The following is a 14883-nucleotide window of genomic DNA, read 5'->3' as shown; positions in this document are numbered from 1 at the left end:
CGGCTTATTTGTTGTGGTAGATCTGCTAATAGAGGGAAAAGTTTAATGGACTTTGCAATTACAGCTATTTTATAATTCCAGGCTTTACTATTAATGTGCATTTTTATAAAATTCTCCATTTTTGTAATACTCATGCTAAGATAAATATATAAACGGGAGTGGGTGATAATATGCGTGTATCTACTAAGCTATTTATATATTGCATCAGTATTTTGTTATTTGTGGGAAGTATCAGTGCCATGCTTTTTTTTGGATATAAAACCTTCTATATTGTCCCAGATACGAGCAAGGCAGAAAACTATTCTTACCACTTCGCCCTGGTAGCTGAAGAGACGGAAAATAATTATTGGCGTTTAGTAGAAAAAGGGGCGAAGCGAGCTGCTGCGGAGAAAGATATTTATTTGGAATATATTGCACCAAGCAAGGCGGATAATGATCAGCTGTTGAAACTGTTTGATCGGATGATTGCGGCAAAGGTGGATGGGATTATTGTGCAGGGAATCGAGGGAGAACGTTTTGTTGATCTTGTCCATAAAGGCGTGGAAAGGAATATCCCAGTGATTACGATTGATACAGATGTGCCGAGTGAGCGCAAGGCTTATGTGGGGACAGATAATTTTTATGCAGGACAGCTTGCTGGCAGATATATCATTGAAAATACAAAGGGAGAGCAGCATGTTGGTGTGATTGTGGGGAGATTTGAAGCAATTAACCAGCAGGAGAGACTGGCAGGGTTTAAGGATGCGATCAAAGCCCACCCCCGCATCCAAATTGCAAAGATCAAGGAATCGAACATTACAGAAATTGGTGCCACACAAGCAACGTATGTCATGATGAAGCAACATCCGGAAATTAACGCACTACTTGGCCTAAGTGCCCTTGATGGATTAGGAATGGTAGAGGGTATCCAGCAAATTTTTCCTACAAAGGATGTGTTGATTACCTCTTTTGATATTTTGCCTGAGACGATGAAGCTGATCCGGGAAGGTAAAATTGATGCAACCATTGCCCAGTATCCGGAAGAAATGGGGTCAATGGCTGTGGACGTGCTGATTGATCTGCAAAATAGAGACTTGGTAGACAATAAGATTTATACGAAAACGGAAATTATTGAAAAAGCTGACTTACAGGTAAAGCCGGAGGTAGCGAGATGAAAACAATTAGAGGGAAACTTACTGTCTACTTTCTTGTTTTTATTATCCTGTTCCAGGTGACTGCCATTTCTATCTTTGTGAGCTCCAATCAGTTAACGAATACATATCATGATAGTTTTGAACAATTTCTCCTATTAAATTCGGTTGCACAAAAATCGGAAGAGCTCTATTTGCGGACGAAGACCGTTGTCACGAATCCGGATAAGGAGAATCAAGCGAGTTACTTCCAAGCGAAAAAATTGCTGCAGAAAGACAAGGACAGGCTGACATATCTGTATGCAGATACACCGAAAATAGAAATAAAAAATTACATGAACCTGCTGGAGACATTTATTTATGAAAGTGAATTAACGGTCGGATTTACTCTGCAGGACGATATCGAGCAATATACAGCACACCTGGAGGAAACAAGAATAACTGCTTCCTATATCCAAGCAGCTGCACTCGAAATCATTGATGTGGAATTGACCGATTACCAAGCCTTCTATCAAAATTTACAGGTGCGAAATAACCATTTCTTTGTATTTATTGCCTTCTTATTTATTACTACTATGATGCTGGCAATTTTCTTTGCATTATGGTTTTCCAGAGGAATTACGAAACCGGTGCAGCAGCTGTCCCATGCGGCGAAGCAAGTTGCGGCAGGTGAGCTGCGAGGGGAGCCGGTACATATCCATACAAATGATGAACTGAAATTGCTTGGCGATACCTTTAATCATATGCGGGCAAATATTGATGAGCTTGTGACGGAAATCAAAGATCAGTCGGAGCTCGACAGGCTGATTAAGGAGATGGAATTAAAGCATTTGCAAAATCAGATTAATCCACACTTCCTTTTTAATACATTAAATACCATTTCCAAGATGGCTTTTCTGGAAGATGCGAGATCGACTTCCAATCTCATTGATGCTGTAGCAGCACTGTTAAGGCATAGCTTGGGGCAGATTGATAAACGTGTTCCATTGGCAGATGAGGTCGGAGTCGTGGAGGATTATTTTCATATTCAAAAGGTCCGTTTTTCGGAACGGGTGGAGTTTGTATTGGAAATGGATGAAACATGTATGGATATCGAGCTCCCAAAGTTAACCTTGCAGCCACTTGTTGAAAATGCCTTTATTCATGGCATAGAAGAAAAAGAGGATGGTGGCCGGATTTCCTTGAATGTCTATCAATCAACCACCATGGTCTGTGTAGAAATAAAGGATGATGGAAAAGGAATGTCACGCGAGAGGGTTCAGCAAATTCTCAGCATGTCTGAACAAGGGCTGCCACCAGAGGCGCATGAGGGACATTCTACTGGATTGGGGCTATCTAATGTCATTCGTCGATTACAGCTTTTTTACCAGCGGACAGATGTTGTCGAAATTGAATCTGTACTGGGTGAAGGGACGACCATTCGCTTACTTTTACCGAAGCAGAAAGGAGAATGATAGATGCGTATTATAATAGCAGAAGATGAGTTATTGGAAAGAAAAGCAATGAAAAAATTTATTGAGCAAAATTTTGCTGAAATGACGGTTGTTGGTGAAGCAGTCAATGGCCGGATGGCAATTGAATTGGCAGAAGCGAAGCAGCCAGATGTGATTTTTATGGATATAAAAATGCCTGGCATTAATGGTCTGGAAGCGATTCGGGAGATCCACAAACAGCATCCGCAAACGAAGTTCATTTTAGTTTCTGCTTATGACTCTTTCGACTATGCGAAGGAAGCGATGCAGTACGGGATTAAAGATTATATTTTAAAACCAGGAAAAAAAGAGGAGATTGTGAAAGCAATCATGCGAATAAAAAAGGAATTGGAAACGGAAAAAGAATTGCAACAGCAATCTAGGGCCATGCTTGAAGAACGTTTTCTGCTGCAGGCGATGAAGCAAAAGGGCTCCGAGGAGCTGCATGATATGAAGCAACAGCTTTTTCCGGAAATGAAAAGCGGTAGTTTTCTTGTTGTGACTTTTTCGGAAAAGGCGGATGGGAAGCGATTGATGGAGGTGCTTCCTTCGATTTGTCCGTACACCTTTATTTGCCGGCTGTCGGGCGAGCGGGCGACTGTCTGTATTCTGGCTGATGTTGTAATGGAAAAAGCAGAGCTGCTTACATTAGCGAAAAAAATCTCCAACCAGCTGGAAGGTGCTGTCTATATTGGGATTGGTTTTCCTGTGAAACGACTCGCTCAGCTTTATCTATCCTATGAGCAGGCATATACCGCGTCACTCCAATTGGCTGCAGATCGAAAAAGTAATTTTAGTTTTCCTAATGAAAAAGAACAGGATGTGATGCTTGAGCACATTGTTGAAGGCTTGCTTGGTTTGGTGGAGAAGGGGGATGGCGAGGAGGCTGTTCGGATGTTCCGGCAGTATCAAGTGCAGTTTCCGGAGAGCACCCTGGAAGAGCTGTACATAAAAATAAAAAGCTTATTTATGGAAAGAGATATGGAGCTTGGCGTGCGTGCCTATTCCATGTTGAAAACAACGGAGGCTTGGTGTGATTTTCTATTGCTAAGCTGTATGCATATGCAGCAGCTGCATCAATCCAAACAATATATGGAACAAGCCAAGCATTATATCGCGGAACATTATCAGGAGCCGTTAACATTGGAAAAAGTAGCGGCAACGGTTCATTTGAGCACCAATTATTTTTCCAATATATTTAAGCAGGAGCGTGGGGAAACGTTCACAGAATACCTGGCAAAAATCAGGATGCAACAGGCAAAGAAGTTGATAGAGAGCAATCAGTATACATTAAAAGAGATCAGCTATATGGTCGGCTACAACAATCCCAACTATTTCAGCAGGGTATTCCGCAAGCATTTTAATGAATCCCCAAAGCAGTTTCAGCGCTCCATCTTTAAATAGTGCAAGAAACCGTAAAATAGTGCAGGAAATTTCCCTGCCTATCCTGTTTGAAATTTCTTATAATTAAAATTGTAAACGTTACCAATACAGAAAGGGGTTTTTAGTGTGAAAAAGATATTCGGCTTATGTTTATTTGCCCTTGTTCTCATGCTGGCAGCTTGTAGCTCGGATTCAGCGAAAGAAGAAGATGGCGATTCCGATGCGAAGGCAAGTGAGGGTGGAGGAGAAGGAAAGGTAGAAATTTTCAGCTGGTGGACAGGTGCTGGAGAGGAAGATGGATTACTAGCATTAATTGATTTATTTGAAGAAAAGCATCCTGACATCTCTGTGGAAAACGCTGCAGTAGCTGGTGGTGCGGGAACGAATGCGAAAGCTGTTCTGGCAACACGGATGCAAGGGGATGACCCACCTTCCACGTTCCAGGTACATGGCGGAGAAGAGCTGAATAAAAGCTGGGTTGCCGCAGATAAAATGCAACCACTAAATGATTTGTATGAAGCGAATGAATGGATGGATAAATTCCCGGAAGACTTAATAGATCTCGTTAGTCAGGATGGCAATATTTATTCTGTTCCTGTGAACATCCATCGCGGAAACGTTATTTTTTACAACAAGAAAGTGTTTGAAGATAACGGTGTAGATGTACCAACAACATTTGATGAATTCTTTAAGGCAGCAGATAAGCTTCAGGAAGCTGGCGTAACACCATTGGCATTAGGTGATAAAGAATCATGGACAGCAACACAAATCTTTGAAAACGTCCTACTCGGTGTGCTTGGACCAGATGATTATGGCAAGTTGTTTAAAGGAGAAATTGCCTTTGATGACCCGCGCGTAAAGGAAGCAGCAGAAAAATTTGGCAAGATGCTTGATTATGTGAATGAGGATCATGCTTCCCGTAACTGGCAGGACTCCGGTCAGCTTGTAGCAAACGGTGAGGCTGCGATGTTAAACATGGGTGACTGGGCAAAGGGTTACTTTGTAAACGACTTGAATTTGGAAACAAATAAAGACTTTGGTTATGTGGCATTCCCAGATACTGATGGTGACTTTATGGTAATCACAGATACGTTTGGCTTACCAAAAGGTGTAGAAAATCCGGATGAAGTAAAGGAATTTTTAACCGTGCTTGGCTCTGTAGAAGGCCAGGATGCATTCAACCCGTTGAAGGGCTCCATCCCGGCACGTGTGGATGCAGATCCATCTAAATATGATGATTACGGCAAAGATACAATAGAAGATTTCAAGAATGCTAATCTTGCACCAAGTCTTGCTCATGGCTCTGCAGCAGCAGAAGGCTTTGTAACAAAAGCAAACCAGGCAGTAAACATTTTTGTTACACAGCGTGATGTAGATAACTTCATAGAAGCACTGAAGAACGCAGCAGGTGAGTTGTAAGCGCGAGTAAATATGTTAGTGATTTTATTACGCAAAATTATTTATCCTAACGAAAAACGCATATAAATTGATTGAAGTGAAAGACGGCAATCTAAAAACGCCACGTCCTGTGGCAACGATTGCATGACCAACGTCCTGTAGGCCCGCGACTCCTGCCGGAATAGCATGAGCTGAAGACCCTGGACGGAGCGTAGCGGAGGAAGCGGCTGAAGCCATGCCGGCGGAAAGCGTCCGTCTGTAACGTAAATCAATGGGGCAATATAAATTCAATAATTACCGCAGGAGGTCTCTAAGGATCAAATATTTTTCACCAAATAATTGTTAAACATTTTGAAAAAATTAAATAAAGTGGGCTGCCTCTTTTATTCAGGCAGCCTTCTCTATGATGCGAAGTCTCTAGTTAGGAGGAACACCAATGGAGAATCAAGCACAACGAAATCCCAAACGAAGAATTTCAAAGGATCATTGGACAGCAATTGCATTTTTAATTCCATCATTTATTCTGATTCTCGTTTTTGTTTATGGATTTATCGGATGGACCGGTTATGTTTCTTTAAGTAATTATAATTCGCTTGTCCCGGATTTTTCGTTTGCCGGATTAAAAAACTATATCTATTTATTTAATGATTTTCGCTTTCAAGCCGATTTACGGAATACCGTATTTTTTACCATCTTATTTATTGGGTTGGTTATCGTGCTTGGCATGGGATTAGCGATATTAATTGATCAGAAATTAAAGGGAGAATCTATTTTCCGGAATATTTTTCTTTTCCCAATGGCCTTGTCCTTCATCGTTACTGGGGTTGTGTGGCAATGGCTATTAAACCCATCGACAGGGTTTAACCAATTTTTGAGTGTCTTTGGCATTCAGCCTAAATGGTATACAGATACAACGATTCTTGCAGGATTTGAATGGGGTAGCATTGAATTTGGTTTGCCTGTGGCAATTATTGCGGTCGTTATCGCTGCAGTGTGGCAAATGACAGGCTTTTCCTTGGCGATGTACTTGGCAGGCTTGCGCGGAATTCCGGAAGAGTTGCGGGAAGCTGCTCGTATGGATGGGGCCAGTGAATTTCAAGTATACCTGAAAGTAGTCCTGCCCATGCTGATGCCCATTACGATGAGTGTGGTTATCATCATGGCACATATCTCGTTGAAAATTTTTGATTTAATCTATGCGATGACAGGTTCAGGCGCCAACTTTGTAACAGATGTACCAGGTGTATATATGTTTGAAACCACCTTCCGTGGAAACTATTATGCAAACGGTGCTGCAATTGCGATTATCATGCTGTTATTAGTTGCAATATTCATTGTTCCATATCTTTGGTCAAGCAGAAAGGGGGATAAATAATGGCAGCCTTCCCAATTAGCAAGTTCATAAAATACTTCATATTAATCGTTTTTGCCATTATTTTCATTATGCCCATCTATGTCATCCTTGTTACGAGTTTGAAGCCACTTGATGAAGTGTCACTTGCTACGATGTGGACACTCCCAAGCGCCATTGACTTCAGTTCGTATAGTGAGGCATTTACAAAGCTCGCACCAAACTTCATGAATAGTATTTATTTAGTTGTGCCTGCGACATTGCTCTCCGCACTTCTTGGTGCAATGAATGGCTATGTGCTTTCCAAGTGGAAATTTAAAGGTGCAAATACCATTTTCACAATCATTTTGTTCGGGATGTTTATTCCATATCAAAGTATTTTGATTCCGCTCATCCAATTTTTACGGACCATTGATTTGTATAATACGATACCAGGACTTGTTCTCGTTCATGTCGTGTACGGCCTACCGATTACGACATTGATGTTTCGTAACTTTTATGCGAGTATTCCCGATTCGATGATTGAATCTGCAAAAATTGATGGAGCGAGCTTCCTGGGGATCTTCCGTCATATTATTATCCCATTATCAATTACCGGTTTTGTTGTTGTGGCTATTTGGCAGTTCACGAATATTTGGAACGAGTTTTTGTTTGCTGTAACGATTACAACCTCGGATCAGCAGCCAGTCATGGTCGCCCTGCAAAATTTATCCGGCAGCCAGATCGTCCAATGGAATGTTCAAATGGCTGGTGCATTACTCGCAGCCTTACCAACATTGCTTGTCTACATTTTTGCAGGCAAATATTTTGTAAGAGGACTGCTGGCAGGGTCTGTGAAGGGATAGTTGGATTGATCGTGCTGATGTTGGAAAGAAAAAGCGGAGAGGACAATGTGAAGGGGAAAGCCATGGTGGTATTAGTAGCTTTCTCTAATAATATTCAGAAGGTTGCTTGGAAACATCTAGTATATTTTTAAAAACTTGCAAAACATGACAAACCTGCTTTTTACGTTATCAAACCATAAGCAGGTTTTTGTGTAGGGAAGAAGGAGGGAAATGGATTGAATTATGCTGTAGGGATTGATATTGGAGGTACGAAGGTTGCCATGGCAGTCGTGGATGAAGCTGGCAGCATGCTTGCACATCACGTGATACCGATGGACTTGTCGATTCAGCCAACCGCCATGCTGGATCGGATCTGTGATGAGGTAACAATGCTTGTGGCGAAGAGTAAAGTAACTTGGGATGCCATTCTTGGAATTGGCATCGGAGCACCTGGGCCACTTGATATAAACAAGGGGGAAATCACCTGTCCACCCAATCTGCCATCATGGCAGAATATTTCCATTGTGGCCTATATGAAAAGTCACTTTTCTAAGCCGATCATTTTAGAAAATGACGCAAATGCTGCGGCCCTTGCGGAAAAGTGGCTTGGTGCCGCACAGGGCGAGGATCACTTCATTTACTTGACGATTAGTACAGGGATTGGTGCAGGGATTTTCTGTGATGGAAAATTGCTGCATGGTCACAAAGGCAATGCAGGCGATATCGGGCATGGGGTAATGGATCCGTCCTTTGGTCCATGTTCCTGTGGTCAAACTGGTTGTCTGGAGTCGATCGCTTCTGGTACGGCTATTGCCAAAAGGGGCTCCGCCATCATGGGAGAAGAGCTTACAGCAAAGGAAATCTTTGAGCTTTATTTTGATGGAAATACAAAAATATTTCTGTTCATTCAGCGCGTTTTTGATGTGATTGGCGCAGCATGTGTTTCGCTTATTAACACATTTGATGCAGAAAAAATTGTAATTGGCGGTGGTGTGACACAGGTGGGCGATGCTTTGTTTGAACATGTGCAATCATATGTCAGCAATTATGCATTAAATCCAAGTGGAAGGGAGACGAAGGTCGTTCCGGCAGGTTTGGCACAGCATGCCGGTGTCATTGGTGCTGCAGCACTTTGCTTGGACGTTTCCAAAAATCAATTACAAAAGTAGGGGTTAGGAGATGGAACGATGAAAAACGACGCCATATTTTTGGAACCCTTTTTCCAGGAACGTATATGGGGAGGGCAGCGTTTACGCCAATTGTTTGATTACCAAATCCCTAGCACAAAGACAGGGGAGGCATGGACAATTTCTGCCCATCCCACGGGTCCTTCTGTAGTTAAAAATGGGCAATGGAAAGGGAAGACATTGCAGCAGCTATGGCAAGAATATCCCGAGCTATTTGGAAAAAATTCATCATCAGGACACTTTCCACTTTTAGTAAAGCTGATTGATTCCAATGACGACCTGTCTGTCCAGGTACACCCAGATGATTTCTATGCAAGAGAGCAAGCGGGTGAGCCGAACGGTAAAACAGAGTGCTGGTATGTTGTACATGCAGAAGAAGATGCCGAAATTGTGCTTGGCCATCATGCGCAAAGTAAAGCGGAATTTTCCGAGATGGTGGGGAGCGGTGCATGGGAGCAACTGCTTCGCAAAGTAAAAGTGAAGCAAGGAGATTTTTTCTATGTACCGAGTGGAACGTTGCATGCGATTGGGAAAGGAATTGTCATTCTGGAAATCCAGCAAAATTCAGATATCACGTATCGGGTCTATGACTATGATCGAAAGGACGTTAATGGGAAAGCACGCCCCCTGCATCTTGATGAAGCGATGAATATAACCCGGCTTCCCCATATGGACACCACACAAGAAGTCATTTTCCAGCAACAAGAAGTTTTCCAATTAACGAGATTCATAGAGGGAGATTATTTTACTGTCGAGCATTGGAAGGTGATGGGGAAGGTGGATCTTTCCATGAAAAAGACCTACCTATTATGCAGTGTAATTGCAGGAGAAGGGAAGCTTGTTATGGAAAATACCTATGATTTACGAAAAGGAGATCATTTTATTTTACCGGCAGGCAATGCGGATTATAGATTATATGGGGAAATGGAGCTTGTTGTGGCAAGTGAGGGTAGGGGATCAAGAGGATAGAGTATATAGAGGTTGAGCAGGGATCGAATCTGTTCAGCTTTTTTTGTTGTGGAGAGTTTGAGTGGACTAAAAAAGGCAGGCGTTTGGAAAGGGAAGGAAGCGTGAGACTCGAAGCAGGACGGTCCTGCCTTTTGACAAAAAAAGTTAAAAGGAACTATCTAAAAATATGGAAATTCGTCAAAAGGTGATTGACGTTATTTTAAGTTGATGATAGGATAATTTAAAGTTAATTAATTTAATTAATTAAGAAAGAAGGTTTTATACAAAAAAGATAACGATTTCATTATATTAGTGATTTTTATGTAAGCGGATTAGTAGAAACATAGATTATTTCATCATAGAAGAGAGGGTATTTTACATGGCTTTTATCACCATTGCTTCATTTTTATTTTTTACAGCTTTAGTTGCAATTATTTCTTATGTGAAAACACGCAAGGAGGATCTTACTACTTCGGATGGTTACTTCCTTGGTGGTCGTAGCCTGACTGGCTGGGTAATCGCCGGATCCTTAATGCTGACAAACCTCTCCACAGAGCAGCTTGTTGGCTTGAACGCAGAGGGTTATGAATTCAGTATCGCATCAATGGGCTGGGAAGTTGGCTCTGCTTTAGCTCTTGTTTTGGTAGCGTTTTATTTATTGCCGAGATATTTAAAGGGTGGAATCACAACAATTCCGGACTTCCTGGAGGACCGTTTTGACCCAGGTGTAAAATTGTTCGTAACGATCTTATTTTTATTTGGGTACATATTAAACCTGATGCCACCTATTTTGTACACAGGTGCTGTCGCTTTACGCGAAATGTTCAACGTTCAAGGTATGTTTGGTGTTGGTGATACTGCCGCACTATGGATCACTGTTTGGGCAATCGGAATTGTCGGCTCCATTTATGCTATTTTCGGTGGACTGAAAGCGGTTGCCGTTTCTGACACCATTAACGGTATTGGTTTATTGTTTGGTGGGCTACTTATTCCGGTATTAGGCTTGGCCTTTTTAGGAGACGGTTCACCAATCGCCGGATTCCAAACAATTGTGGAAAATACACCGGAAAAAATGAATGCAATCGGCGGCGAAAAAGAACCACTGCCATTTTCAACGATGTTTACCGGTTTGCTTTTAGTTAACCTATTTTACTGGGGAACTGCGCAGCATATTATGCAACGTGCCATTGCTGCGAAAAACTTGAAAGAGGGACAAAAGGGGCTATTAATTGCTGCATTCTTAAAAATGATCGGCCCAGTTATTCTGGTTTTACCAGGGATTATTGCATTTAACCTGCTCGGCGATAAGCTTGACCCGATCAATGCGTATTCAGCACTAGTAAATCACGTGTTGCCACTTCCGCTTGTCGGCCTGTTCGCTGCCGTATTATTTGGTGCGATTCTGTCATCATTTAACTCCGGGCTGAACTCAACGATTACGTTATTTATGTTAAACGTGTACAAGCCATATGTGAAGCCAAATATTTCGGACCCTGTACTCATCCGTCGTGGTAAGGTGTTCGGAACATTTATCGCTATTTTCGCCATGTGTATGGCACCATTGATTGATCTGATGCCACAAGGCTTTTTCCAATATTTCCAAATGGTAAACGGGTTCTATAATGTGCCGATTTTCACCATATTAATTATTGGTTATACGACAAAGCGAGTACCGGCAATTGCTGCAAAAATCGCACTTGGCGCATTCATTATTGTCTATGCGATCACGCAACTGTTCTGGGATACAGGCGTGCATTACTTGCACATTCTCGCTATCCTGTTCGTGCTTTGCTCCGCATTCATGCTAATCATGGGCAAGATCAAGCCACGCGACACCGCATTTGTGTTGGAGGATAAAAAAGCAGTTGACCTCAAACCATGGAAACTCGCTTACCCAGTAGGTCTGGGCGCAGTCGCTATTATGGTCATTATCTATGTGATCTTCTCCCCATTAGGGATCGCGCAATAATGTGAACAATGGAAGGGGTTTGCCGGATGGGAGGGCAAATCCCTTTTGTGATGATGGGGAGCGAGTCTGGGCTTGGTTTGAGAGGAAGTGTGGTTGATATGAGAGGAGATCCTGCCATATGAGAGGGAGTATGGTTCAAATGAGAGAGTCTCGCCTAATATGAGAGAGAGCGTCGCTCAAATGAGAGAGCCCAGCTTAATATGAGAGACAACCCGCCTCAAATGAGAGAGCGTCACCTCATATGAGAGACAGCCGCCTCAAATGAGAGAACCCCTAACCCAATTGAGAGACACGCCACCTCACCAAAATCCGCTTACCTAACCAACCATCCGCAGCTACACCATTTCCAAAAGTTTTCAAGTTGTCAAACCTGACCGGCAACATTCTCTTGCGTTATAATGATAGGTATTGTTTAGAATCAATGTAGGAGATGACCTGAAGTGGATGGTATACTTAAGAAGAAATGGGTTGTCGTGAGCATCGCCATTTTTTGTGCAATATTGTGGGGGAGTGCTTTCCCTGTTTTAAAAGTAAGTTATGAAGAATTACAAATGGCACCAGATGATACGATTGCCAAAATCGTCTTTGCTGGCTGGCGTTTTTTAATGGCTGGATTAATTTTGTTAATTGGCATGCTTTTTGTTAACTGGAGACGTCTTTTGGTAACAAAACGCCAGTTTATGTTTTTAATCCTGTTTGGTATTATCCAAACTGCCTTGCAATATTACTTCTTTTATAATGGTCTGGGAAAGGTTTCCGGCATGCAGGGGGCTATTCTTGTTTCCAGCGGAACCTTCTTCACTGTAATATTAGCGCACTTTTTCTATCATAATGATCGTTTGAATTGGAAAAAAGCAATCGGTCTTGTTGCCGGATTTGGTGGCGTAATTGTCGCCAACTGGGGCTCTGAGCTGCAATTAAGCTTTCAGCTGACAGGTGAAGGCTATATGATTTTAGCAGCATTGACCGGCGCAATCGGTACCATTATGGCAAAAGAACTCGCTGTCGGGATTCACCCCTTCGCGTTGACGGGCTGGCAATTAACCATTGGTGCAGCGTTGCTACTGGTGATCGGTTTGCCACGACTAGATGAGGGTGCAATCACTTTTACTCCGCTTGGCTATGGCCTACTAATTTATTCTGCCTTACTGTCAGCGGCAGCATTTGCTCTATGGTATTCCATTTTAAAATATAACAAAGCTGGCGAGATCAGTATGTTCAAATTCATCACCCCGGTTTCCGGAGCCATTTTATCTGCCATGTTTGTACCTGGTGAGCGATTGAATATGTTTATTATTGGGGCGCTTTTCCTTGTGGCAGTCGGAATTATTGCGGTGAATTATAAGGGAAGAGCTGCGAGGAACGAGGCGCGGGCTAGGTGATTTGTGGTGTTTTGGGAGGTTCTAGTATGTGGGGAGGCTCTGTCAAAATGAGGCTGGTTCTCTTAAATGGAAGGGTGAGTCTCTCATATGGAGGCTATTGTGTCTCAAATTCTAGCAACGTCTCTCGTATTTAAGCTGTTTCTCTCATATGAAGCGTGGGCTCTCTCAAATCTGGACAATGTCTCTCAACTAACGCCTGGTGTCTCTCAAATAGACTTGTTTAGTACAATTCCCAGCAACTTTGTTTTCCCAGTATTGCTGCTTGATATAAATTTTTAAAAATAAATTAGTTCGGAGGAAAAGCGATGCAACGTGGAACTTTTCAGTTAATGAAATCTGTGAATAAATCAATTATCCTAAATAAAATCAGAACAGCTGAACCAATTTCCCGGGCGCAAATTGCCAAGGATACGAAGCTTACCCCGCCAACTGTCAGCAGCATTGTGAAGGAACTCATGGAGCAGGGGCTAGTGATAGAAAGCGATAGCGGGCAGTCCATGGGCGGCAGGAGACCGACCATGCTGCATATAAATAAAACGGCCTTTTATATTATTGGGGTAGATGCGGGGCCGGACAAAATTGATGCGATCGTTGCTGATCTCTCTGGGAGCGTACTTACACGGAGTAGCAGTCAGTTGGAAACCTCTTTAACAAATGAAACATTTTTGACCCATTTGAAAAATTGCATTCACTCCATCATGGAGGAAGCTCCTACAAATGGTGCAGAAATTTTGGGCATCGGTGTTGCTATGCATGGAATGGTAGACGTGGAAACAGGCACATCCATGTTCGCACCTAACCTGGGGTTAACAAATATCCCCATTAAAGAGGAGCTTGAAAAGGAGTTTAATGTAGTTATAAAAGTGGAAAATGATGCGCGAGCTATGGCACTTGGTGAAGCCTGGTTTGGCGGTCATGGCGAAATCGACAGCATGGTCGCTGTTAATTTAGGCCGAGGTGTCGGTGCAGGGATCGTCGTAGAAGGTAAGCTGTATCATGGAGCACAGGATATCGCCGGAGAAATCGGGCATATGACCATTGATATGAATGGAAAGCAATGCGAATGTGGGAACCGTGGCTGCCTCCAAACCTTTGCCACAGGCTCAGCAATTGCAGCGCGTGCACAGGAGCTGTTGCAAGCGAGCGAAGCCTTCAAAAAGGACGAGGCGTTTAAGCTGACAGGCGAGAGTGTACACGCACTTGCCAAGGCAGGGAACAAGGTATATGAAGAAGTCCTTGTGGAAACCGGTGTATATATCGGTGTTGGACTGACAAACCTGATTCATCTCGTAAACCCGAAAAAGGTCGTGCTTGGCGGTGGGGTCATGAACAGTGCGGAATTTCTATTACCTAGTATCCAAAAAACCATCGACCAGCGCGCGCTGACTCCAGATGCTAAGCAAACAGACGTAGTGGTCACTTCTTTGGGAGAAGATGCGACACTGTTAGGTGCTGTATCGTTGTTGTTGGTTGAGTTGTTTGAGGTGGTTTGATGGTGCTGGTGTTGGTGTCGCGGTATGCGGTCTGGGAGTTTCGGTAGGGGCAGTTGCTGTCTCGGTATGTGGAGCCAGCGTCTCGTTTGATGCGGCTGCTGTCGCGGTATGCGGAGCGAGCGTCTCGTCTGGTGGCGTTGCTGTCGCGTTATGAGGCGCGGGAGTCTCGGCTGTGGCAGTTGCTGTCGCGGTATGTGGAACGAGCGTCTCGTTTGAAGGCGTTGCTGTCTCGAGTAGAGCCGCTGCTGTCGCGGTAGGGAGCGCACCAGTCTCGGCCCGAGCAGCGGCAATCACGCCCCACCAACCAATCGAGAGAATCCTCTACACAAAAACAAGCAGATCCTCC

At 43.2% G+C, this 14883-nt stretch carries 11 protein-coding genes; all 11 read left to right on the top strand.

Features of this window, described 5'->3' with window-relative positions; all coding sequences use genetic code 11:
• Positions 1-170 precede the first annotated feature (170 nt).
• A complete protein-coding gene (locus tag X953_RS15965; protein ID WP_040956464.1) occupies positions 171-1154 on the top strand; it encodes a sugar-binding protein in 984 nt (327 codons plus the stop codon).
• Positions 1151-2584, top strand: a complete 1434-nt coding sequence (locus X953_RS15960) for a sensor histidine kinase (protein ID WP_040956463.1) — start codon at positions 1151-1153, stop codon at positions 2582-2584. Before X953_RS15965 ends, X953_RS15960 begins: the two co-directional genes overlap by 4 nt.
• Before the next feature lie 3 nt (positions 2585-2587).
• Positions 2588-4006 carry a response regulator gene (locus X953_RS15955; RefSeq protein WP_040956462.1) on the top strand — a complete coding sequence of 473 codons (1419 nt, stop codon included), beginning with the start codon at positions 2588-2590 and terminating at the stop codon, positions 4004-4006.
• A 147-nt stretch (positions 4007-4153) separates the two neighbouring features.
• On the top strand, positions 4154-5404 hold the full coding sequence (locus tag X953_RS15950; RefSeq protein ID WP_052350246.1) for an ABC transporter substrate-binding protein: 1251 nt from the start codon (positions 4154-4156) through the stop codon (positions 5402-5404).
• Between the two features lie 415 nt (positions 5405-5819).
• Entirely contained in the window at positions 5820-6758 is a 939-nt protein-coding gene (locus X953_RS15945) for a carbohydrate ABC transporter permease (RefSeq protein ID WP_040956460.1), read from the top strand.
• Positions 6759-6826: 68 nt separating this feature from the next.
• A complete protein-coding gene (locus tag X953_RS15940; protein ID WP_369792744.1) occupies positions 6827-7579 on the top strand; it encodes a carbohydrate ABC transporter permease in 753 nt (250 codons plus the stop codon).
• 215 nt (positions 7580-7794) lie between these two features.
• Positions 7795-8727, top strand: a complete 933-nt coding sequence (locus X953_RS15935; protein WP_040956458.1) for an ROK family protein — start codon at positions 7795-7797, stop codon at positions 8725-8727.
• 18 nt (positions 8728-8745) lie between these two features.
• Positions 8746-9714, top strand: a complete 969-nt coding sequence (gene manA, locus X953_RS15930) for a mannose-6-phosphate isomerase, class I (RefSeq protein WP_040956457.1) — start codon at positions 8746-8748, stop codon at positions 9712-9714.
• A gap of 358 nt (positions 9715-10072) precedes the next feature.
• Entirely contained in the window at positions 10073-11662 is a 1590-nt protein-coding gene (locus X953_RS15925; protein WP_040956456.1) for a solute:sodium symporter family transporter, read from the top strand.
• A gap of 440 nt (positions 11663-12102) precedes the next feature.
• Entirely contained in the window at positions 12103-13044 is a 942-nt protein-coding gene (locus X953_RS15920) for a DMT family transporter (protein ID WP_040956455.1), read from the top strand.
• A 305-nt stretch (positions 13045-13349) separates the two neighbouring features.
• Entirely contained in the window at positions 13350-14537 is a 1188-nt protein-coding gene (locus X953_RS15910) for an ROK family transcriptional regulator (protein WP_040956453.1), read from the top strand.
• Positions 14538-14883 lie beyond the last annotated feature (346 nt).

It is taken from the genome of Virgibacillus sp. SK37 (assembly GCF_000725285.1).
GTDB lineage: Bacteria > Bacillota > Bacilli > Bacillales > Amphibacillaceae > Virgibacillus_Q.
This window is presented reverse-complemented; position numbering and strand designations above follow the sequence as displayed.